Origin of the sequence: Acinetobacter sp. LF10 (assembly GCF_048585715.1) — a bacterium.
Lineage (GTDB): Bacteria > Pseudomonadota > Gammaproteobacteria > Pseudomonadales > Moraxellaceae > Acinetobacter.
The window spans coordinates 2257466-2281207 of record NZ_CP184160.1; the positions used below are offsets into that span (position 1 = coordinate 2257466).

The 23742-nt window shown below is 38.6% G+C and carries 23 protein-coding genes and 1 tRNA gene; 4 read left to right on the top strand and 20 right to left on the bottom strand.

From position 1 onward, the window contains the following. Positions 1-3: 3 nt before the first annotated feature. Positions 4-1209 carry an aspartate aminotransferase family protein gene (locus tag ACN19N_RS10980; protein WP_420001327.1) on the bottom strand — a complete coding sequence of 402 codons (1206 nt, stop codon included), beginning with the start codon at positions 1207-1209 and terminating at the stop codon, positions 4-6. Between the two features lie 80 nt (positions 1210-1289). Next, positions 1290-2564 carry a Glu/Leu/Phe/Val family dehydrogenase gene (locus ACN19N_RS10985; protein WP_293737978.1) on the bottom strand — a complete coding sequence of 425 codons (1275 nt, stop codon included), beginning with the start codon at positions 2562-2564 and terminating at the stop codon, positions 1290-1292. A gap of 226 nt (positions 2565-2790) precedes the next feature. On the opposite strand from ACN19N_RS10985, the gene ACN19N_RS10990 reads away from it, so the two are divergent. Beyond that, complete coding sequence (locus tag ACN19N_RS10990) at positions 2791-3213, top strand: Lrp/AsnC family transcriptional regulator (protein WP_269229875.1); 423 nt, start codon at positions 2791-2793, stop codon at positions 3211-3213. 82 nt (positions 3214-3295) lie between these two features. On the opposite strand, the gene ACN19N_RS10995 is transcribed toward ACN19N_RS10990, so the two are convergent. The 13 genes from ACN19N_RS10995 to ACN19N_RS11055 form a co-directional block, all read right to left on the bottom strand. Next, complete coding sequence (locus tag ACN19N_RS10995; RefSeq protein ID WP_293737979.1) at positions 3296-4135, bottom strand: SDR family NAD(P)-dependent oxidoreductase; 840 nt, start codon at positions 4133-4135, stop codon at positions 3296-3298. A gap of 9 nt (positions 4136-4144) precedes the next feature. After that, positions 4145-5212 (bottom strand): amidohydrolase family protein, encoded by a 1068-nt coding sequence (locus ACN19N_RS11000; protein ID WP_420001328.1) that lies wholly within the window; start codon positions 5210-5212, stop codon positions 4145-4147. A 299-nt stretch (positions 5213-5511) separates the two neighbouring features. After that, positions 5512-5622, bottom strand: coding sequence for a hypothetical protein (locus ACN19N_RS11005; RefSeq protein ID WP_087543379.1), 111 nt, complete (start codon positions 5620-5622; stop codon positions 5512-5514). 208 nt (positions 5623-5830) lie between these two features. After that, positions 5831-7531: an NAD-dependent malic enzyme gene (locus ACN19N_RS11010; RefSeq protein WP_420001329.1), complete on the bottom strand. Its 1701-nt coding sequence runs from the start codon at positions 7529-7531 to the stop codon at positions 5831-5833. A gap of 292 nt (positions 7532-7823) precedes the next feature. Then, positions 7824-8210: a carboxymuconolactone decarboxylase family protein gene (locus ACN19N_RS11015; protein WP_420001330.1), complete on the bottom strand. Its 387-nt coding sequence runs from the start codon at positions 8208-8210 to the stop codon at positions 7824-7826. Continuing rightward, entirely contained in the window at positions 8207-9664 is a 1458-nt protein-coding gene (locus tag ACN19N_RS11020; RefSeq protein ID WP_269238303.1) for an NAD-dependent succinate-semialdehyde dehydrogenase, read from the bottom strand. The genes ACN19N_RS11015 and ACN19N_RS11020 overlap by 4 nt, the downstream gene beginning before the upstream one ends. A 147-nt stretch (positions 9665-9811) precedes the next feature. Beyond that, positions 9812-10981: a hypothetical protein gene (locus ACN19N_RS11025; protein ID WP_269238304.1), complete on the bottom strand. Its 1170-nt coding sequence runs from the start codon at positions 10979-10981 to the stop codon at positions 9812-9814. Positions 10982-11006: 25 nt separating this feature from the next. Then, the gene (locus ACN19N_RS11030; RefSeq protein ID WP_420001331.1) at positions 11007-12407 is read right to left on the bottom strand and encodes a purine-cytosine permease family protein; all 1401 of its coding nucleotides are present in this window, start codon (positions 12405-12407) and stop codon (positions 11007-11009) included. Between the two features lie 315 nt (positions 12408-12722). Continuing rightward, positions 12723-14192: a (Z)-2-((N-methylformamido)methylene)-5-hydroxybutyrolactone dehydrogenase gene (gene tgnC, locus ACN19N_RS11035; RefSeq protein ID WP_420001332.1), complete on the bottom strand. Its 1470-nt coding sequence runs from the start codon at positions 14190-14192 to the stop codon at positions 12723-12725. Between the two features lie 10 nt (positions 14193-14202). Further along, a complete protein-coding gene (gene tgnB / locus ACN19N_RS11040) occupies positions 14203-15240 on the bottom strand; it encodes a flavin-dependent trigonelline monooxygenase oxygenase component (RefSeq protein WP_269238307.1) in 1038 nt (345 codons plus the stop codon). Positions 15241-15242: 2 nt separating this feature from the next. Continuing rightward, the gene (tgnA, locus tag ACN19N_RS11045; RefSeq protein ID WP_269238308.1) at positions 15243-16175 is read right to left on the bottom strand and encodes a flavin-dependent trigonelline monooxygenase reductase component; all 933 of its coding nucleotides are present in this window, start codon (positions 16173-16175) and stop codon (positions 15243-15245) included. A 30-nt stretch (positions 16176-16205) separates the two neighbouring features. Further along, positions 16206-16997, bottom strand: a complete 792-nt coding sequence (locus ACN19N_RS11050; protein ID WP_420001333.1) for an alpha/beta fold hydrolase — start codon at positions 16995-16997, stop codon at positions 16206-16208. Further along, positions 16966-17568 carry an amino acid synthesis family protein gene (locus tag ACN19N_RS11055; protein WP_004660959.1) on the bottom strand — a complete coding sequence of 201 codons (603 nt, stop codon included), beginning with the start codon at positions 17566-17568 and terminating at the stop codon, positions 16966-16968. The genes ACN19N_RS11050 and ACN19N_RS11055 overlap by 32 nt, the downstream gene beginning before the upstream one ends. 153 nt (positions 17569-17721) lie before the next feature. Between ACN19N_RS11055 and ACN19N_RS11060 the strand changes: the two genes are divergently transcribed. Both ACN19N_RS11060 and ACN19N_RS11065 read left to right on the top strand, forming a co-directional pair. Next, a complete protein-coding gene (locus ACN19N_RS11060) occupies positions 17722-18384 on the top strand; it encodes a GntR family transcriptional regulator (protein ID WP_004660958.1) in 663 nt (220 codons plus the stop codon). A gap of 57 nt (positions 18385-18441) precedes the next feature. After that, complete coding sequence (locus ACN19N_RS11065; RefSeq protein WP_050041607.1) at positions 18442-18729, top strand: DUF1330 domain-containing protein; 288 nt, start codon at positions 18442-18444, stop codon at positions 18727-18729. 75 nt (positions 18730-18804) lie between these two features. Here the strand turns inward: ACN19N_RS11065 and nudC are convergent, their stop codons facing one another. The 3 genes from nudC to ACN19N_RS11080 all read right to left on the bottom strand — a co-directional run bounded on the left by nudC (position 18805) and on the right by ACN19N_RS11080 (position 21459). Next, complete coding sequence (nudC, locus tag ACN19N_RS11070) at positions 18805-19593, bottom strand: NAD(+) diphosphatase (RefSeq protein ID WP_420001334.1); 789 nt, start codon at positions 19591-19593, stop codon at positions 18805-18807. 97 nt (positions 19594-19690) lie between these two features. Further along, positions 19691-19903 carry a TIGR03643 family protein gene (locus tag ACN19N_RS11075; protein WP_269230416.1) on the bottom strand — a complete coding sequence of 71 codons (213 nt, stop codon included), beginning with the start codon at positions 19901-19903 and terminating at the stop codon, positions 19691-19693. An 860-nt stretch (positions 19904-20763) separates the two neighbouring features. Beyond that, a complete protein-coding gene (locus ACN19N_RS11080) occupies positions 20764-21459 on the bottom strand; it encodes an IS1 family transposase (RefSeq protein ID WP_269228301.1) in 696 nt (231 codons plus the stop codon). 127 nt (positions 21460-21586) lie between these two features. Between ACN19N_RS11080 and ACN19N_RS11085 the strand changes: the two genes are divergently transcribed. After that, positions 21587-22388, top strand: a protein-coding gene (locus ACN19N_RS11085; protein ID WP_269228195.1) for an IS5 family transposase whose coding sequence is annotated in 2 segments (ribosomal slippage) — positions 21587-21850 and positions 21852-22388 — 801 coding nt in all. Because the reading frame shifts where the segments join, the coding sequence is not laid out codon by codon here. A 501-nt stretch (positions 22389-22889) separates the two neighbouring features. Here the strand turns inward: ACN19N_RS11085 and ACN19N_RS11090 are convergent. Then, positions 22890-22979, bottom strand: a tRNA-Ser gene (locus ACN19N_RS11090). Positions 22980-23075: 96 nt separating this feature from the next. After that, on the bottom strand, positions 23076-23564 hold the full coding sequence (greB, locus tag ACN19N_RS11095) for a transcription elongation factor GreB (protein WP_250748100.1): 489 nt from the start codon (positions 23562-23564) through the stop codon (positions 23076-23078). Positions 23565-23742: the final 178 nt, after the last annotated feature.

Here is a 23742-nt window from a genome sequence, read left to right on the forward strand (position 1 = left end):
GATTTAGAGGCGTGCTAAGGCACGAGCAAAACGATTTAAACCTTCGTCAATATCTTCCATTGGAATAATGAGTGAAGGAGTAAAGCGTACGACATCAGTACCTGCAACCAACGCCAACAAGCCTTCTTCACCCGCTAAGGTCACGATATTTTTTGCTTTGCCTGCATATTCATCTTTCAGTACGCAACCAATTAATAGACCTTGACCGCGGATTTCTTTGAATAAACCATATTCAGCATTGATTTTATTCAAAGCATCGATGAAATATTGATGACGTTCTTTAACGCCGTCTAAAACTTCTGGTGTATTGATAAATTCAAACACCGCACCAGCCACTGCACAAGCCAATGGATTACCACCATAAGTCGTACCGTGATCACCCACCGCATACATGTTGGCATAATGATCTGTAGTAATCATTGCACCAATTGGGAAACCACCACCTAAGGCTTTTGCCGTCGTTAAAATATCTGGAGTTACGCCAGTATTCATATAGGCATACAATGAGCCTGTACGACCAACGCCTGTTTGTACTTCATCAAAAATCAGCACAGCGCCTTTCTCATCGCACAACGCACGTAAGCCTTTCAAAAATTCGATGTCGGCTGGTAACACACCACCTTCACCTTGGATCGGTTCTACGATCACCGCACAGGTATTTTCAGTAATAATAGCTTTAGCAGCATCTAAATCATTAAATGCCGTATGCTCGATTCCACCCGGTAAAGGTGCAAAATCTTGAGAATATTTAGGTTGTCCACCTGCTGTTACGGTAAACAAAGTTCGACCGTGGAATGCATTTTTAAATGCAACAATATGATTTTTATTTGGATTACCACTGACTAAACCGACTTTACGTGCCAGTTTTAATGCTGCTTCGTTCGCTTCTGCACCAGAGTTACAGAAAAACACTTTGTCAGCGAATGTACTTTCAACCAATTGTTTTGCAAGGCGTAATACTGGCTCATTGGTATAACCATTACCAATATGCCAAAGTTTTTGAGCTTGTTCTGTTAAAGCATTCACCGCAACTGGATGTGCATGACCTAAAGCATTAACCGCAATACCACCTGCAAAATCAATATATTCTTTATCGTTTTGATCCCAAATACGAGAACCTTCGCCACGAACCAAAATGAAATTTGCTGGAGCAAAAACAGGCACCATCCAATCATTAAAATTGCTACGTGTAATTGCGACATCGCTCATTTTACTTACTCACTTCCTGTTTGGATATTCAGGCTTGTTGAACACTCAACAAGCCCTTTGCTTTAACTGTATGAATGGTTTTAACCAGGGAAAATACCGCGTTCTTTACGCGCTTTAAGGATACGTTCACACGCTAAAATATAAGCTGCAGTACGTAAGCTACATTCTTTCTGCGCTGCGGTATTCCACACATCACCCATTGCCTGAATCATTAATTTATCAAGACGCTCATTAATTTCATCTTCGCTCCAGAAATAACTCGCCATATCTTGAACCCACTCAAAATAACTGACCGTTACACCACCTGCGTTACAAATTACGTCAGGAACTACAGTAATGTTACGGCTAACGAATACATCATCTGCTTCTGGATAAGTTGGTCCGTTTGCACCTTCAAGCACAATTTTCGCTTTGAGTTTTTGTGCACGTTCAACCGTAATCTGACCTTCCAATGCTGCTGGAATCAGAATATCCATATCGACATCCCAGAATTCTTCATCCGAGATCACGGTGGCTTCAGCAAAACCTTTCACGCCACCCTGTTCAGCAACATGCTTTTGTAATGCTTTTACGTTAAAACCTTCAGAATTAAAAATTGTGCCTGTGTGATCTTGCACAGCAACAATTTTTGCACCTGCCTGATTAAACAAATAAGCAGCTTCATTACCTACGTTACCAAAACCTTGAACCGCAACTTTGCTACCTTCGATAGGTAATTTGATACGCTCTGCAACTTGCATACCTGTAACAAATACGCCACGACCTGTTGCACGAACACGGCCGAGTGAACCACCTAAATGCACAGGTTTTCCAGTTACAACACCAGTAACCGTATGACCTTTAATACTTGAATAAGTATCCATCATCCAACCCATGATATTGGCATTAGTACCAACATCAGGTGCAGGAATATCAATTTGTGGGCCGATAATTGGGCTAATTTCACTAGTAAAACGACGAGTTAAACGCTCTAATTCACGTGTTGAAAGTTCTTTAGGGTTAACACGAATACCACCTTTTGCGCCACCAAATGGGAGATTAAGCACCGCAGTTTTAATGGTCATCCATGCTGATAACGCCATGACCTCATTCAATTCAACATCTTGGTGATAACGAATACCACCCTTACCAGGACCACGAGAGAGATTGTGCTGTACGCGATAGCCTTCAAAATGACGAATTGTGCCATCATCCATCACGATTGGCACATCAACAATTAGCGTACGTTTTGGTCTTTTCAGTGTGTTGACAAAGTTGCTGAGGTCGGCATCCAAATAAGGTGCTACACGATCTACTTGAGTGAGAAAGGTTTGCCAAGCACTACCATTTTGAGCCGCATATGATAAAGACATCATCTTTTCCTTAATTAATCAATTGTCCCTGTTATCTACAGATTCCCTTACTGCAAAGGTTTCCGCTCACCCCATCGTTCCGTGTCAACATAGATCTCTTGATTCATTCGAAAAAAATGTTTGGGGCTTCGTATATTGATTATTATTAAGAATCAAATTGATTCACAAAATTCTTTATAATGATTAAAATGAATTAATTTTTATCAATTTGCTAATAGTAAGTATCAAAATGAACAATATTGATCATATTCTCTTAGGTTTACTCAAAGATAATGCTCGGATCTCAATTACAGATCTGGCTGCAAAAACACGTGTATCAAGAGCAACGGTACAAAAGCGAATTGAATATATGGAATCGACGGGCATCATCACGGGATATACTGTACGCTTCCGCCCTAATGTGGAGAAAAATATTATTCGGGCGTGGATGAATATCATGGTTGAGGGAACCAAAGCGCAAGCGGTTATTCGTGAATTACGCTTAGAATCGGCGGTTGAACGTCTGCATACTACAAACGGGAAATGGGATATTTTGGTTGAATTACAGTCCGACAGTTTAGAAAATTTTGACAAGGCACTCGAACGAATTCGAAATATTTCAGGTATTTACAATAGTGAAACCAGCATTTTACTTTCTACATATAAAACATAATGATAGATGATAATTCACCTTGAAATGAATTAACTAGGATGCTCACACAAATTAAATGAGCATCCTTAGATTGAAGAATAATTTAGTTTTTTTTCAAAGTTTTTTTGGTTAGAAAATCTAATGCTTGAGAATAATGCGTTGGTGTAATCCGCTGAATCAAATCTAAAATCTTGGCATCATTGCCAATTAATACTCGAGCTTTATCCTGTTTGACCGCCTCTAAAATGATTTTTGCAGCTTCTTCAGGTGGAGTTTTCAAAACTTTATTAAATGATCGACTAGCCTTTGCCGGATTCATACCCAAAGAACGGATACTGTCACTCATACGAGCACTATTAGCGATATTGGTTCGTATACCACCGGGATGAACACAGGTTGCACTCACCCCTTTATTTTGCATATTTAATTCTTGACGTAATGATTCAGTAAAACCACGCACTGCAAACTTTGTTGCGTTATAAGCACTTTGAGAAGGTTGCGCAGTGAGTCCAAATAAACTAGAAATATTAATAATATGCCCTTCACCACTTTGCTTTAAATAAGGCAAAAACTCTTTTGTGCCGTAGACAACACCCCAAAAATTAATATTAAAAATCCATTCCATTTCTTCATAGCTCATCCCTTCTACGGTACTTGCTAATGCAACGCCAGCATTGTTAAAAATCAAATTGATTTTGCCATGATCTTTGAAACTATTCTCCGCCCATTCACGTACAGCTTGCTGATGAGAAACATCTAGTTTGGTTAAAGTGACTTTCACAGGATACTGTTTTACTAAAGATAATGTTTCAGCTAAACCTTGATCATTCACATCACTTAAAGCTAAATCAGCGCCTTGCTGTGCTAATAAAATTGCAAGTTGTTGACCGATTCCAGAACCTGCACCCGTAATTGCAGCAACCTTTTGATTAAAACTTTTCATATGATGACTCTAATTTAATTGATAAAAATTGGCAGCGTTTTGTCTAAAAATGGAATACATCGCTTGATCACCATAAGGTGTAATCATTTCAATATAAGCTTGGATCAAATCACTTAGCGTTGCATTTGCTTTATCCATAGGAAAATTTGAAGCAAAAATGATTCGATCTGGACCAAATACCTGTATTGCATGCTGAATCAATGGTGTTAATAAATTCACCATTTCATAGACGGTTGCAGTACGGTATTGTTGATAAAATCGGTGTCCCAACACGGGCATCATCAGTCCAGAAATCTTGGCATAAACATTTTTTTGCTCAGCCAAAACTGCCAAATCATGCTGCCATTGCTGGAAAATTGCGGCACGTTGTGAAGGTGTTTGACCAGTTTTTTTGCCAATAGCACCAAAAAGCCCTGCGGGTGTTGCCAAATGATCAACGACTATAGCTGTTTGAGGAAATTGTTTCGCTAATTTTGTAAGTTCTGAAATTTGTGTTGAATAAGTCCACGCATCAAAAGATAAATCCATTTTGGCAAGTTGTTCAAAGCCTTTAAGGAATTTTTTAGACTGATATAAATGTGCTTGATCACACCAACGATAAATACCAGAATCCTCATGCCAAGAAGCCATTTTACGAATACCTCTAAATAGAGGGCTGGCATCTTGATGCGCTTTTAAAATCTGTTTAAATTTTCGATCTCGCGGGTCAGCAGTGGCAATAATTGCACCTAGCTTTAAATTTTGGTCTTTAAAATTTAATTGTTGAATCCATTTGGTTTCTTCGACAACACCAAAGCCTTTATGATGATGCCAATTTGCTTCGACATGTACTACGCTTTCAATCGCATGATGTCCCATATCTTCATGATAATTTTGAGGGAGATAAGGACTCAACGCATATTCAGTTAATCCTAGTGTGTCTAAAAGTGGTTTCGCTTTAACGAATCGCACAACTTTATCCATCACACGGGGATAATTCCCTAAAGCTTTAACCAACAAGGCAGCAGAATGTGGAGTATGGTATGGATCCCATTGATGGATATGCGGATCTATAATTGCAAAATCGAGTTTTTTCATTCCGATACTCTTTCTTATTTCAAAAGATGAACATGTGATGATCATCGTCCCAAATCATCATTTATTTAATTTTTAAAATACGGCTTATTTTTAGAGTACAGAACAAAAATCTATGAATAAAATGATTTATTCTAATGAGCAGCTATGAATATTATTCATTATTTTGAATGGCTGGATGAATATAACCCAAGCAGCATCCAGTAGATGTTGATCATTGTAGCGAAACAGACTCGCAGGCTTAAATTTGCTATATTAAATGAATAGCTGAACAATCCTATAAATCAGGCTTGAAGCTGATTTTAAAGAAAATATTCCCAAATAATATAGCCTAAACCAAAACCGATAAAAGCATAGAGTGTGATAATAAAAAACACAAAACTCGCATTATTTTTCTTTTTTAAAAAACTCATATTTAGCCCATTCATATCAACCTCGTTATACTTTGAATGAATACAGATGATAAAGGTAGATACAGATTTTATAAAAAAAATATAACAGATAGTTTTATGAGAGTAATAATAAGCTAAAAACCTGAAAGATCATTCAAGATCAGTCAGGTTTTGTCCTAGATTACAAAAGTACATTTACGTTTCAGCAATCAGACTAAATCTGGTTCAATCAAAAAGTAACTCGGCGATAATTTCGATATTCAGGTGTCCAAAAATTATCTTCAATCACATTTTTCAGCACATCATTGCTCATGGGTACTGCTAATCCATCTGCCATAGCAGCTTTTGCAACTTTAAAAGCAATGAATTTGGAGACTTGATGAATGTCATTAATATTTGGCAATAGATCTGCAGCTGCATTTTTTAAACGCGGTGAGCAATCTGCCAATGCTGTGCTTGCAGCCATCAACATTGCATCACTAATATGATTTGCACCACATGCAATCACACCCAAGCCTATTCCTGGGAAAATATAAGAATTATTACACTGAGCAATCGTATAAGTTTTACCTTGGAAATATACTGGTGCAAAAGGACTACCTGTCGCAACGATTGCAGCACCTTGCGTCCATTCAATAATATCTTTTGGCTGAGCTTCTACTTGAGAAGTCGGGTTAGATAATGGCAAAACAATCGGATGTTTATAATATTTAGCTAAAGTTTTAATCACTTCTTCACTAAATAAACCTGCTTGCCCTGATACACCAATCAGAATACTTGGTTTAGCATTTTTTACGACATCAAGTAGCGCAATCTCTTGTCCTGAATATTCCCATTCTGAAATTGCATTCACAGGTGTTGCGAGTTTTTGTTGAAAGTCGAGTAAATTGGGCTGTTGATCAGTCATTAAACCGAAGCGATCAACCATGAAAATACGTGAACGGGCTTCATGATCGCTCAAACCTTCATCCATCATTTGTCTAACGATATGCTCAGCAATACCACATCCTGCTGAACCAGCACCAACAAAAGTAATGGTTTGATCTTTGAGTTGTTTACCAAGTGCTCTAGATGCAGCAATTAGACTGGCAACTGTAACTGCTGCAGTTCCTTGAATGTCATCATTAAAGCAGCAAATTTTATCTCGATATTGAGTCAATAATGGCATTGCATTAATTTGGGCAAAATCTTCAAACTGTATCAACACATTCGGCCAACGTTCACGCACAGCAGAAATAATCTGTTCGACAAATTGGTAATATTGCTCCCCTCTGATTCGAGGTTGCTTCAATCCCATGTAAATTGGATCGTTGAGTAATTCTTGATTATTTGTACCAACATCTATCGTAATCGGTAACGTATAAGCAGGACTGATACCTCCACATGCGGTATATAGAGATAATTTTCCAATTGGAATTCCCATACCACCAATACCCTGATCACCTAAACCAAGAATACGCTCACCATCGGTAATGACAATCACTTTGACATTTTTCTTATTCACATTATGAATAATCTGATCAATGTATTGGCGTTCGCCATAGGAGATAAAAATTCCGCGATGGCGGCGATAAATATCCGAGAAACGCTGACATGCTTCCCCTACTGTTGGGGTATAAATAATCGGTAGCATTTCATCTAAATGCTGACTCAATAAATTATAAAAAAGTGTTTCATTTGTGTCTTGAATATTTCTTAAATAAATATGCTTATTCAAGTTATTGTCAAATGACAAGTACTGCTGATAAGAGCGTTGCGTTTGTTCTTCGATGTTTTCGATATTGTTAGGTATCAGTCCATGCAAGTTAAACTGCTCACGCTCTTCAGTCGAAAAAGCTGAACCTTTATTCAAGAGTGGAAGTTCTAAAAGAGCGTTCCCAGCATAGGGAATATATAAAGGTTTCTGGGTTTTACTAGGATTTGCGGGCATACCTTACTCTTTCGATGATCTATCAAATATCAAATTTTCTTTGCTCAAGATGGAATTAAAATCACCTTAAACGAAGTGCATAATTTACACCAATAGACACCTAAAGCTGCATATATCTCAGTATATAAAAGGTGATTGGTTATTTAGAAAATAAATACTCTGTTTAAATTATATCCATCCTGATCGTAACAATCGCAACAATTGGTATGTCACCTTAAGAGCGAAGGGCCAAAATGAAATCACTTAAGCAAACATCACCAGCATGCTGTGTAATGTTTGCTCAATCGTTTAATTAGTTATTTTCTTGTTCATATTCCTGAATCGCTTCTTTAGCAATTCGGAAACTATCTACGGCTGCCGGTACACCACAATAAATTGCGACTTGTAACAGCACTTCACGAATTTTTTCTTTAGGTACGCCATTTCGTAGAGCACCTTTGACATGAAGCTTTAATTCATGTGGACTATTAAGCGCAGAAATCATGGCAAGATTGATTAAGCTTCGCTCAGGCTTGCTCAATTCCTCTCGGCCCCAAACTGCACCCCAACAATACTCTGTGACTAACTCTTGTAAAGGTAAACTAAAATCATCGGCATTGTTGATCGAGTTATTCACATAAGCTTCGCCTAATACTTGTTTACGAATGGCTAAGCCTTTTTCAAATTTTTCATTACTCATGCATTCAATCCCCCAAATAAGGTGTATTTGATTTCTAGATAATCTTCGATCCCGTATTTTGAACCTTCACGACCTAAGCCCGACTGTTTGATTCCACCAAATGGTGCGACTTCATTGGAAATTAAGCCCTTATTGATTCCAACCATACCGTATTCAAGCAGCTCACTCATACGCCAAGCGCGTCCTAAATCTTTGGTGTAGCAATACGCCGCCAAACCAAACTCAGTCGCATTTGCCATTTGAATAGCTTGCTGTTCAGTTTCAAACTTAAATACAGCAGCCAATGGACCAAATGTTTCTTGAGTCGCTACATCCATCTCGGCGGTGACATCAGCAATGATCGTAGGTTGATAAAATAATTCACCTGCACTATGACGTTTACCACCAGCAACCAAACGACCTGCTTTGGCTAAGGCATCCGCAACATGGGCTTCAACCTTTTTCACTGCATTAGCATTAATTAATGGACCAATTTCACTCCCAACATCCAAACCATTGCCGATTGCAAAAGCATTGATCTTTTCACTTAATGCAGCAATGAATTTTTCGTAAATTCCTTCTTGAACAAGAAAGCGATTCACACAAACACAGGTTTGTCCTGCATTGCGATATTTAGCAATTAATGCCCCTTCAATTGCAGCATCCAAATCTGCATCATCAAAGACAATAAATGGTGCATTACCACCCAATTCTAGTGAAACTTTTTTCAAAGTTTGCGCTGAACGTTGATACAGTAATTTTCCAACAGGTGTCGAGCCTGTAAAAGTAAATTTCCGCACATCATCACTTTGAAAGATTGCATCGCCAATCGTGACCGCATCACCTGTAATGACAGTAAAAATCTCAGCAGGCACACCCGCTTGAATCGCTAAATCGACCAAAGCCAATGCCGTAAATGGGGTTTCTGGCGCAGGTTTAACGATACAAGGACAACCCGCAGCCAAAGCAGGTGCAACTTTACGAGTAATCATTGCCGCAGGGAAATTCCACGGCGTGATTGCTGCAACAACACCAATCGGTTGCTTGCTCACGATAATCCGTGCATCTGGATAAGGGCTGGGAACAATATCACCATAAACACGTTTTGCTTCTTCAGCAAACCATTCAACAAAGCTAGCAGCATATAAAATTTCACCTCTCGCTTCTGCTAAAGGTTTTCCTTGTTCACTCGTCAAAATAAATGCAAGTTGATCTGCATTTTCAACCATCAAATCGAACCATTTTTTTAAAATCGTTGAACGATCTTTGGCTGTTTTATTTTTCCATGCAGCCCAACCTGCAACTGCTACGTGAATTGCGCGTTCGGCTTCTGCCTTGCCCATATTCGGTACAGTACCAATCACTTCTTGTGTTGCAGGGTTATAAATATCAGAAGTTTGTTGATTATCGGCATCACACCATTGTCCAGCAACAAAGGCTTGTTGATGAAATAATGGCAATTGATTAAGTTGCATACTGATTATCCTATTTAGACTTCGGCATTAATACACAGAACATTTTACAAAACAGTATCAATGTTCTGGTATTAACTAAACCTGTATTATGGCATACCAAATAAATCTTGAAAAAAATTTTCGGTTGCCCGAATGTTATAGCTGATTTTAGAAGTAATAGAATAGCGTTAAGTTGAGTAACTTATTCCATTTACCATCATCCCCAACCGCCAGTGATTTTTCAGTACCACCAATGAAGGGATCATTTTGACTCATAATGTATTCTGCGACCAAAGAAATCTGTTTATGGTCGATTGAAACACCAAGGATATTACGGATTGAATCTTGAGAACCAACCAAATCCTTATTGTATCGACTGTGCATAAAATACGGCGTGATATTGCCAATTTGCTTAACATCTTTAAAAGTGTAGCCAAGATCAGCTGTATAGTAAGTCGCTTTGTTTGCAACATAATATTCGCTGTCATATGAACCCATCAAAGATGAAGTTGCATCAACGACGTCTTTATTACTGACATCATTTTTACCGCCTGTTAAGGTCAGACCTAGATTGCCATAATTGATTTTGCTAAATAATGCCCACGCATTACGTCGACCCGTTTGAGATGTGGTTTTATTGTCAATCTCTGAAGTCCAATATGAAGCACCGACCTGTGTAGTTAAACCTTTTACACCCAGATTAATATCTTGGGTAATACGTCCAACCCACATGTTTTTCTCTTCGATATCGCTTTTCGTAATGTCATCAGAACTTACATAGTTCGCACTATAGCGACCAGACTCTTTGGTTGTCCCTTGATAGTGTCCACCATCAATCGCAAAATATCCGAGATCAAATTTAGTCGCAGTTGGCAATTCAAAGTGATAGCTCAAACCTAAGTTATGCACATCTTCTAGCCCTGTTGTGGTATTGATACTGCCATATAGACTATTGTTCCAAAAACGTCCTGGACCAAATGGAACAGCTTGCATCCCTGCTATGACCTGATCAGTCTCATTTAAATGATAACCTGCATACGCATCAATTAAAGTTGAAAAATCGCAAAGTGTATCGTACTGATAACAACGATATTCAGCATGCCCAAATAGTTTGCCACGCTCATAATCGAGTTTTAATTGTGCAGCACTAAAACGAAGCTGATGCTCTGAAACAGGTTCACCATAATCTTTGTCTTGATAATTGGCACGTACGTAACCAGAAATCGTTAACTTGCCTGAGTCCGCATTGCTGTCACCAAAACTAATTCCAGCATAACTCGGTGTAATGATCGTGGTTAACGCCGTTGCAAACGCGAATTGTAAATAACTTTTTTTCATGTCGAAGATTCCTTTCTGACCACGTTTAATGTTGTGCTTTTACATTGAGTTCTGGACTATTACATTTGATCTTTTCAAGATTGAAGACGTAGTACACAACGGAACTCACCACCAATCCAATTACCCAAGAGATATCTACATCCTGAATGACGTTTGCGAATGGGCCTGTAAAAAAGGCATTGGTGAGGAAAGGAATTTGTATCACGATTCCAATGAAATAGGCCGTTAAAGCTTTGGCGTTAAACTTGCCGTAGATACCACCGTCTTGTGCAAAGATCGACTGAATGTCATAAGATTTCTTATTAATCACATAGAAATCCAATAGGTTAATCGATACCCAAGGCACTAAGATAAACAGTAAGGCAAAAATGACGTTTAGGAAGAAGCTAATAAAGTTGCTTGATGCCCAAAGTGCTGTAAATGTTGCAATAATTAAAACAATAATTGATAGAACAATACGAATATTTTTACTCGGTATCCATTGACCTGCAAAGGTTTGAATTGAAGTAATACACGATAAAACCGCACCATATAAATTCATGGCATTGTGACCTATGATATTACAAAGGAATAAAACCATCAGGATCGAACCGAAAACACCTGTACCCGATTTCACCGCTTCCATCGCATCGGTACCAGAACCAATACTCACCGCCACTGTACCAAATGCCATCGCAAAGATCGTTCCAAGCGAAGCGCCCAAGTAAGTAAAGATAAATGGTTTAAAAATCCCAATCGACTTAGGTAAATAACGTGAATAGTCGGAGGTGTAAGGTGAAAAACTAATTTGCCAAACGGCACATAAACCAAACATGGCAAACCAACCTTTTAGGTTAAATGAGCCTTTGGCAAGTATTTCAGCATTAATTTGTGGCAACATAATCAACAAGCCAATCAGCAATGAGCCGCCCATTAACCATGTGCCAATTTTATTAAAATTATGGATTAGATGATAACCCACTACCCCAATGGTCGTTGCTGCAATTGCACCAATCACGGTTGCTGTTGGCACAGGAATCGCGGGGATAACCGTATGTAAGGTTTTACCTGACAAAATAATGTTGGAAATAAAGAAACCGAGATAAATCAATGTTGTAAATAACACGACCAGTAAGGCACCATAACGCCCAAACTGTGCGCGACTTTGAATCATCTGCGGAATACCCACTTGTGGCCCTTGCGCAGAGGTCAACGCTAAAATGGCAGCACCAAAAAAATGGCCACAACAAATTGCCACTAATGCGCTCATCAGACTGAGGTTAAACGTTAACATCGACATTGCACCAGTAATTACAGCTAAGGGTGCAATATTGGTACAAAACCAGAGCGTGAATAGATCACGTACTTTTCCGTGGCGTTGAGATGGATCAACATAATCAATTGAATTGCTTTCAATGGCGAAAGCACTATTTTCATTTTGGCTCATATCCTTAATCTCTCTTTGAGGACTTCATTTTCCTCAATATCAAATATTTGTGAGAGTAAACTTAGGTTTCACAACCTGCCTAATCAGCGCCATATCCAGATGACCTGACCTATATTTCTCTTGTTTTACAGCGCAATCACATCAATTTTGGGTGATGAAATGACAAAAAAAGATCAAGCGAACCTTGTTGATGCTGTTTAAGCCCAACTAAAACGATCTTACTTATGCCGTGATCAGATTTATGTGATTTTGAAATTCAGCTTATTCATATTTTTTCATCCTTGAAATTTAAATCCTAATGACTGTTGTAATGCATTAACGCATCACAAAAGGATCATCAATCGGTTGATCAGATGTACGTAACCACACCGTTTTGGTGGTGGTATAGTCCAACACCGCATCTGAGCCAGCTTCACGACCATGTCCTGATAGACCATGACCACCAAAAGGTGCAAGTGGAGAAACCGCACGATAGGTATTCAACCAAACAATCCCTGAACGAATTGCTTTGGTCATCCGATGCGCGCGGCTTAAATTGTTGGTAAACACACCAGCTGCGAGCCCATAAGGCGTACTGTTGGCTTTTTGAATCGCGTCTGCTTCAGTACTAAAACTCACTACAGACAAGACAGGACCAAATAACTCGGTCATGACGCAATCAGCTTGTGGTACATCACTACAATCTAAAATTGTGGGTGGATAGTAATAACCTGCTCTTTCAAGCGTTTTCCCACCTGCCAATAATTTCGCACCTTGCTGAATCGAGCGAGCAACGACTTGCTCAATTTTTTCACGTTGGCGTAAGGTGCACAAAGGACCATATTCCGTTGCCATATCATCAGGCAAACCAATCTTGATACTTTGAACACGCTCAACCAAACGTTGAACAAATTCATCTTTGATACTGTCTTCTACCAGCAACCGTGAACCAGCAACACAGCTTTGACCTGTTGCTGCAAAAATAGCTGCGACTTGTGCATTTACTGCGCTCTGTAAATCAGCATCTGCAAATACAATAAAAGGAGATTTTCCACCTAACTCTAATGAGACTTTGGCAAGGTTCTCAGCAGAGTTGCGCACAATATGGCGTGCTGTTTCTGGACCACCAGTAAATGCCACATGAGCCACGTCTGGATGACTACTTAAAACTGCACCACATTCAGGGCCAAAACCTGTAATAACATTCACCACACCTGCTGGAAATCCTGCTTCGTGCACCAAACGCGCAAAAGCAAGTAAAGGGGCTGGTCCCTCTTCAGAGGCTTTCAGAACAATACTGCAACCTGCCGCCAATGCTGGACCAACTTTAACCGCAGACAAAAATAATTGGCTATTCCACGGAACAATCGCAGCAATGACACCCACAGGTTCACGGATCATCCATGCTTGCATATCTGGTTTATCAATCGGTAGATAGCTCCCTTCGAGCTTGTCTGCAATCCCTGCATAGTAACGATAATATTCCGCCACATAAGCAATTTGGCTTGACGTCTCACGAATGATCTTGCCTGTATCACTGGTTTCATATTGAGCCAGTTGCGGTGCAGCTTTTTCGATTAAATCAGCAAGTTTATATAACAACTTTCCACGCTGTGAGGCAGTTAAACCTGCCCAAGCTGTATCTTGCAGAGCCTGAGATGCCGCAGCAACTGCACGATTGACTTCATCTGTACGTGCTTCAGGCATTTGCGCCCAAACTTGCCCTGTCGCAGGATTGATGCTGTCAAATTGTGCAGCACCATCCTCGAATTGACCATTGATATACAACTGGAATTGAGAAGTCATGTCTTCTCTCCTATGCAAATGCAGGCATCACTTCGTTGATCATACGTTGTAACGATGCTTTTTTACGCTCAAAGCTCATTCCTGTATCGATCCAGAATGAATATTCGTTATAACCCATTGCTTCATAAGCTTTTAAGCGATCAATCACTTCTTGCGCCTGACCAATCACATTATTTTTACGCATGGCTTCTGGCGTATAAAATGGATGAGCTGCAATTTCTTCATCACTCAATGGTGCGATTAGACCTTGCGTAATTTCACGCTCATTTTTAAACCATGCGCCAAAATAGTTATAGAATGTATTGATTTCATCTGCTGCTAATTGAGCATCTTCTTCACTATCAGCCACATAGGTATGACGCAATAACATAATTTCAGGACGAGGAATATCAGCAAACTTTTCACACGCTGTATTGAAATGTCCCATCAACTTTTCGACTTCTTCATCACCAAAATGTAATGGTGTGACTTGTACATTACAGCCGTTCTGCACCGCAAATTCATGGCTATTTGGATCGCGTGCTGCTACCCAAATCGGTGGATACGGTTGTTGTAATGGTTGAGGTGCAGAAGTGGTTTTTGGGAACTGCCAAAACTCACCATTATGCTCATAATCGCCTTTCCACAGGTTTTTAATCGCGGGGATCATTTCACGTAAACGCTGACCCGCACTCCATGCATCCATACCAGGCACCATACGCTCATATTCAAATGAGTAAGCACCACGTGCAATCCCAATATCTAAACGACCATTGGTGATAATATCCGTCATAGCAGCTTCACCTGCCAATTTAATTGGATGCCAGAATGGCGCAACGACAGTTCCTGTACCCAAACGTACATTTTTGGTTTTATTCGCAATATCAACCAAGTTAATGAATGGATTAGGTGCAATCGTGAAATTCATCGCATGATGTTCACCGGTCCAAATCGCATGCATACCGCCTTGATCGGCAATTTGGCAAAGTTCAATCATTTCATCATAGAGCTGCTTCTGCGTTTGTTGATCAGAAACACGTTCCATGTGTACAAATAATGAAAAACGCATAGTTAAACTTCCTCTTTAACAATTTGACGAACCGTACCGCTAATTTGATTACCGTAATAGACACCATAAGTTTTAAGATGATTTTCTTTACGATAACGCATCAACATACTTTCTAAAGCGCTATCCACAAAAGTCAGTTGTTCTAAATCATTTAAATTAACAAATTGACCTTTGGTTGCATGTGCGATCGGGGTATTACATAAAAATGCAATATATTGCTGCTGGGTGGTCACATCATCATAGACAGAATAGATAAAGCTTGGTGAGGCTTCTGGCTGATAAGCTGCAAAGATTTTTTCCAGTGCTTTTTCTGCACCGTCTTTTTCAACCATCAAATGTGGCAATGTCCACTTTTGATCCTGTGTCTGTTCAAGCAAGATCTGATTTTCATGTCCAATCAATGCCATCATCATCACTTTCATACTCGAAATCACATCCGTAGATGATTTGGCAGGTGTAAAATAAGCTCCACGGTAATACCCTAAACCAGCAAAGCCTGCTGAGCCAAAATCTTCAACTCTACCAATTAAAATCGCATGATCACCTGCATCTACAACTTGATACGTCGTGCAATCAAACCAAGCACTGACTTGATCTATGACAGGGTTATGAGATGCGCTCTTGGTCCATGCTAAATTTTCAAATCGATCATCACTTGGGCGAGCAAAAGTATTCGAAATATCCTTTTGTTCTTCTGCCAAAATATTAATTGCAAAATGTGAAGCATTGGCAAAGTTATTATAATTGCTTGATGTCTTGGCAATGCTGACCAGCAGCAAAGCTGGGTCCAAAGACACCGAAGCAAAAGAGTTCGCAGTAAAGCCCAATGGTGTTCCATCATCTTTACAGGTGGTTACGACGGTTACGCCAGTCATAAATGAGCCAAAGGCATCACGTAATTCGCGTATTTTATTAACACTATCCATTTCACTCATTGTCATATTCCTTCATCAATGTGTGGCAATTTAGACTTGGGTTTCTAACCACGCCTGCATTGCAATATTTACTTGGTCTGGTGCAGTCAAATTCACCATATGACGCTCATTTTCAATCACAATAGCGGTGCCATTTCTCGCTTGGCTTGCCATTTGTACTGCCATTTCTGCTGTTGAATTTGGATCATCAGTTCCAGTTAAAACCAGTGCAGGACACTGAATTTTGCTCCAGTCATCTGCGTAAATTAGATCGCCATGTGCAAATGCCGCATACGCTGTGGTATATCCAGACAAGTCCACATTTTCCAACCAAGACTTGACTTTTCCAGCCGCAATTTGTTCTGCTTCACTGTTACCAAACCAGCGTTGTAGTGGTGTTTCAACGTCAATATGACCTGTTTTTAACTCTTCTGCACGATTCACAACAGCATCACGAGCTTGGCTTGTCCGCTTGTATACACCGTTCAACACCGCCATTCGTTTGACTAAATCAGGACGAGTTGCGCTTACTCCTGTCGTAATCAATGAACCCATCGAATGACCTGCCAAATTCACTGCACCTAAATTCAATGCTGTAATAAATTCGATCGCCCAATCAACAAATGCTTTTAAAGGTGCATCATCCGCAAGTTTTGTACTTTTTCCATGACCCGGCATATCCACCGAAATCACACGATAATCTTTCGAGAAATATTCGATTTGTGGATACCAAGCGGCTGCTTGCATACCTACACCATGGATGAGAACCAAAGGCTCTCCTTCTCCTTGCTCAAAATAATGAGCAATCCGATTATTTGACAGCTGCAGGGTTTTTGAGATCATGACCTAACTCTTCCAAATCTTGATAACGATCGCCAATACGATGATGTGGACGTCCACCTGTCGCTGCACCAATTACAATCACAATTTCATCGGCAGCAGGTGCATCTGGAATTGCAAATTGAAGAGTCAAATAATGAGAACGGCGGCCTTCATCATTTTTATCCATCATTGGAACAAGAATCGAAGCATTCGCTGGACCACGCGTATTATTAAAAGCGAGATAAGACTTAGCCCCGACCGCATTACGATATGTATTTCCAAAATGTAAGGTATGGATGAGGGCTGATGCATGCTCTAGCTCACCATTCAAACCTACGACCGCACTTTTACCAAATGCTTCTACCGCTTCACCTGAACCGACTTCATCAAGAATCAGTTGAGTTAAATGTTCACTTAGAATCGGAGCAATACGGCGAATCTCAGGTGTTAGGTTTTCGACATAACCCTGACCAGCCCATGGGTTTTTGATCACAGCAGCAGCAGCCACCATTTTTAGCGGTTTTGTTGCTTCTTTATCGCCATCGACATAAGTCGTTTCAACATGAAGAACTGTTTTACGGATTAGATTCATGGCATTTCCTTGCGTGTGAATTTATTTTTGCATTCGTATTATGGTATACCATAATACATAATGAAAAAAAAGCAAGAGTTTGGTATGCTAATTTTCGGCTAGAAACATGTAACAAAATTTTGACTTATTAAAATCAGGAAAGATTAATCATCTATGAATCTTAAAATTGAAAATCCACCTGTGACTTTACGTGAGCTTTGTTTGAATAAAGTACGTAACGCGATCATTACAGGCTATTTCCCTTCTGGAAAAAGATTAGTCGAAAGAAGCTTGTGCGAAGAATTAGGAGTAAGTCGCTCTGTTGTACGTGAAGTCATTCGTTATTTAGAAGCAGAAGGTTTAGTTGAAATTCTGCCAAATAAAGGCCCAATTGTTTCATTATTGGATTGGGAAATTGCATCGCAAATTTATGAAATTCGACTATTACTCGAACAAAGTGCCGTTGCAGATTGCACCCAAAACCTAACTGCTCAAACAACAGAAACGCTGAAAGTATTATTGATTGAACTTGAGCAAGCCTTTGCAGCAGATGACATTAATTTAATTATTTCTACCTCTTCAAAACTTTACGAAACTATTTTTACCACCGCAAAACATCATATTGCTTGGGAAGTAGTACAACGTTTGAATGGTCGGATTAGTCGTCTTCGTGCAATGACCATGAAATCGACGAAGCGAGAAATTTCTGGCTATCAACGTATTAAAAATATGTGTGAAGCAATTTATCTGCACCAAGATCCTGAAAAAGCAAAACAAGCCGTGGCTGAACATATTGCTGAAGCTGCTGCAGTTGCAAAAAATATTTTGAATGCTTAGTGCCTCAATCTGTAACTAAAATGGTTTTTTTAATTTAGAAATAAAAAGGATAAGGAAATGTCTGCTTACTGGATTGCACATGTCACCATTCACGATATGGAACAGTACAAAGAATATATGGCATTAGCTCCCTTAGCATTTGAAAAATATGGTGCTAAATTCCTTGCTAGAGGGGGAAAATCAATCTGTATGGAAGGTATACAGTTTCAACGCCATGTGATTATTGAATTCTCTGATTTGGCAACTGCACAAGCTTGTTATGATTCTGAAGAATATACTAAAGCAAGGCTTGCTCGTGAAAATTGTGCCGAAGTCATGATTAGTATTGTTGAAAGTCTAGATTGATCAAAGAAGAGGCAGCCGAGACCACTGCTGTCCCACAAATATCACAAGAAGAACCTCAATTGAGGTTCTTCTTGCTTATTCCACTTTTTGCCAACACACATCACTCGTATCATCGGCGACTGCTGTACCATGAATGATATGCATGATCATGGCATAGGCGATGCTGCCTTTAAATGGGATTTCTGGAAGTTGATCAAATTTAAAAAATTGAGCATCACTAAGCTCATCTTGCTGTAATTCAATTTCGCCCGCTTGATAATCTGCTTTAAATGCAACCATCAAATTGCTTGGAAATGGCCAAGGCTGACTTGCCAAATATTTTATATTTTTAATATGTAGGCCTACTTCCTCAAGTGTCTCACGTCGAACGGCATCTTCTAATGTTTCCCCTACCTCAACAAAACCAGCGATCAAACTATACATTTGCGTTTTATTTCGTGCATTTTTTGCGAGTAGAATTTCATTATCCCCACGTGTAATAATCGTAATGACACATGGATTCACTTTTGGATATTGTGTATAGCCACAACTTGAACAAACCATCGCAAACTGCTCAATGCTCTGGGTGGTTTTAGTTCCACATCGACCACAAAACTGATGATTACGTCGCCATTCAAGTAATTGTATAGCTCGACTTGCTTGCTCAAATTGCATCTTATTCCAAAACTGTACTAATTGACGAATCGGTACAAAATCGAATCCTTCAGGAATAGTTTCATTTTCACATAAATCTCGAGCAATCACTTTATGATCACTTGATAACGCCAGATCGTTATGCAATCTTTCGACTTGAGGAAGTTGGAAATCTTGATCCACTAAAAGCTGCTGTTGTTGAAAAATATAAGCAATTGATAAATTAGACATTACTTTACCTTAGTGATATGCAATTGATCTATATAAATAAAATCTATACTGTAGAATTAGTTATGAACGAAAACTTCTAATTTGTCACTGATCTTATTCAATGATGCTTGTATTGGCGTGTACAATAACCACGAGACACTTCAGGTGAACGTAACTGCAAATGTTTTGTCTTACGTCCACTTACTCTCTTCCGCCAAAGCTTAAAGCTATTGGTTTGTAAATGAAGCCGCATAAGTCGGATTACAGCTGATTCATTCAAACCATATTCACGTGAGATCGCTTCAAATGGGGTTCTGTCTTCCCAAGCCATTTCAATAATTCTAGATATATCACCATCGAGATATTGAGCTGTCTGAATCACAAAATCATCCTTACTTTTTAGAATTAAACTCAAAAATTCATGCAATAGATGACTATCAATCATCTGTTATCAGAATTTAAATATTTGGATGATATTAAGATGTTATAGATGAAAAATTTGTGATTTTTTAAGATGAAGTATTATAAGAAAATGATCTAAACAAGGGAGAAATTTAATCTCCCTTAAAACATAAGTGATTGATCTACAATTTTATATAATTCATTTTATACGATAGCGGTCTTTCTAGGATGTAAACTTGCTTAGGCTACTCAGAGATCAAAATTTTTTGACTTAAACAAACCATCGTAAACGGAACAGAATATTTACAGTATTGGATAATTAAAGTTAAGCAGATTAAAAAAAAGCCACATCTGGAAATGTGGCGAAAGGTGTAACTATACTTGTACGGCTTTACCGTATTTTTAAGTTAACTGAATTAGCTTAAATCAAACTGAATTTATCAAACTCAAGAAAGTTCTCTGGTCAGTAATGATCATATTAAGTAATAAGACATCTACGTTTTATATAGGATGCAATGGGGTTAAATTAGAGCAGAAAAAGAAGACACGGGTTACTAAGCCAAGAAAGCACTCGTCATCTTGGTCGGCCATTCAGACAGTACAATTCAGTACTAGTCTCACGAATTAGTTTTAAAATTTACTGTGAGATTAATGTCCTAGGCTGTGACATAAAACTACTACAGCAAGCAGCGAAACGATTACATCAAAAATTTGTCTACCACATTCATCACATTGGTTTAGATAAAATTTGGTGGTGTTTCAAAATGTATGCTGATCATTTTAACATCACTATACAAAACTGTGGTTAATGTAAAAGAATCCAAGATTAAAAGCTTTTACATGATTCAATACCTTCTTCGAAAAACAGCATGTTCTTCTTACTGCTCGCCTTATGCGGTGTCTTAATCGGCAGTTGTTTCCTTCTATCCCGACTGTATAATATTTCCCTTCTTGGTCCGGCTTAAAAATTTTGATGAAACTTTCCCAATGATCACTCGATATACAATCATAAGTAATACCCAGTTCTTCTAAACGGTTTTTTAGCCTTTGTGCTGTATGAGCATCTCTTCCTCCCCATACAAAAGCCACTATTTCTCCGCTACTTCTATCATAGACGTACTGTAGCCAATGCTTATCTTTCTTGTTGCCTACAAATGTCCAAAATTCATCAACTTCCAAGCATTTATAATGAGTTCTTTGAGGAATTATTTCATGATTTGATTGTGTAAGCGTTTTAAGTATCTTGCCAATACTAAACCTCGTAATCTTTGCAATATCCCGAATGCCACAACATCGCACAAGCATAAGCAAAATCAATTTGACCGCTTTTGAATGACAGCCTAAATACGTCAAATTATGGTCACCCACAAACTGCCTATTACATTCTTTACAACGATAGTTTTGCTTACCATCGTATTTAATGCCATTCTTCTTTATACTTGTACTCTGGCATCGAGGACAATGAAGTTCTATTTCGATTTTCACACATTTAAATATAGCTGAATTGTTCCTCCTTGCCTCCTTTTCTTATGAGCATACTTTTTAGAACCTATCCAATATTAATTTCATTCTTTTTTGGCAATTGGAAAAATAATTTGTTAAATTCTCCCCCATGAGAAAACCATATCCCAGCGACATTAGTCGAGAAGCCTTTAAAGAAATTGAACCGTTACTATTGAGCGGAAGAAAACAAACACGTCCAAGAGTCGTTGATGTCTATGAAGTGTTTTGCGCCTTGCTCTATATTCTAAAAAGTGGATGTCAATGGAGTATGCTTCCTCGAGACTTTCCACCTAAAAGCACTGTGCATTATTACTTCTCGATTTGGAATAGAAAACCATCAGAAACTGAACCTAGCATACTTGAGCAGGCTTTAAAAAAATGTGGTTGGCGAGGCCCGTATCAACAATGGACGGAAAGAACAAACGAGCTTTATCATCATTGATTCACAAAGTGTAAAAAACACAGATACCGCACGTAATAAAGGCTATGACGCTGGTAAAAGAGTTTCAGGGATTAAAAGACATATCATTGTTGATACTCAAGGTCTGCCTCATGGAATATTTATTACGACAGCAGATAAAACAGATCGTCAAGGTGCATTAGATGCCATAACTTTACATAGAGACACCTTACAAAATGTAGAGGTTGTACTTGTTGATGGTGGTTATACAGGCGAACCCTTTTCTTTGGCTGTTAATGATTTAATCAGAGCGCGAGTTGAAGTTGCTAAACGAAGTGAATTACATAAATTTGCAGTCATACCACAACGCTGGGTTGTGGAAAGATCATTTGCTTGGTTAGAAAAATGTAGAAGGCTTTGGAAAAACTGTGAAAAGCACCTAAATACGAGCCTGCAGTTCATTAATTTAGCCTTTTTAAGGCTACTTTTGCATAGAAAATATTCTGGATAGGTTCTTAGAACACCACCTAAAATTTTATGTATTCAAAGAACAATGACAGACCAATGTTAGGTCAATATTCTTGTTTAAGCTAAACCAAATGCAGAAATTAACTTCAATATTGATTTAAGTCAATTTCGCGATAGATACGAAAAGGATTCAATTCAACTTATCACCATTGCCAATGACCTGCTTGATAAACGCTTTGAACCATTCGCTAAAAGCAACAATCGTACTGATATCAATTTCAAGGAATGGAAAAGATTTTTTAAACATATGCTCTATCCTTTGAATCATTACTACTATGAATCAGAGCATATAAAACCATCATTTACCACAACTTTGCTATAAGTTGAAAACAATTACTAAATCAAGTTTCTAGTCAACCAACGGAATTTCAAACTTGGGAATATCAAATGTAATTAAATCCAAAGTTTGATGAGGTATAGGTTGAGGGGTAAAACCACAGATAAAAAATAAGCCCTTGTAATAACAAGGGCTTATTTCAATATTTGGCGGAAGCGGTGAGATTCGAACTCACGGAGGACTCACACCCTCGTCGGTTTTCAAGACCGGTGCATTAAACCGCTCTGCCACGCTTCCAATGGCGGCCATCATATAAATAAAAATTAGAATTGGCAAATCTTTTATTCAAAATAATCAATCAAATGCTCAAAATAAAATCAAAACAGTAAAAATTTAAACATTTTTAGATTTTTCATAGCAAATTGAGTTGATATACCACACTTTTTTTCCTAATGGAGTAATGACTTCCACCTCATCATCCACCTCTTTGCTCAATAATGCACGTGCCATTGGAGACTCAATCGAAATATGCTGGGGATGATGATCATAAATTTCATCTATCCCAACAATCCGTAATTTTTTTTGTTCTCCATCATCATTTTCAATCTCAACCCATGCCCCAAAATAAACTTTGCCCTCTTGCTCAGGCATATAATCGACAATTTTTAATTCTTCTAGACGTTTTCCTAAATACCGGACACGACGATCTATTTTTCTGAGTATTTGTTTATTGTATTGATAATCTGCATTTTCTGAACGATCCCCCAAACTTGCAGCCCAATTTACTTTTTTAGTAATTTCTGGTCGTTCGTCATGCCATAGTCTTTTCAACTCGGCAACCAATAAATCATGTCCAGTTCGCGTAATTAAGTTCGATTTCATGGGTTCAAATACGTTAAAACAACATTCTATTTACAAGTTTTTGCATTGTATTCCTTATTTTAGCATGACAACAGTGTATAAATTTTATTCTTTTTCAAATCATGCATTTGTGAGGTATTTCTCATTTTTTTATTGATCAAAATTTGACAATCCTTTTTTCGGCGCTTAATATGCGCCC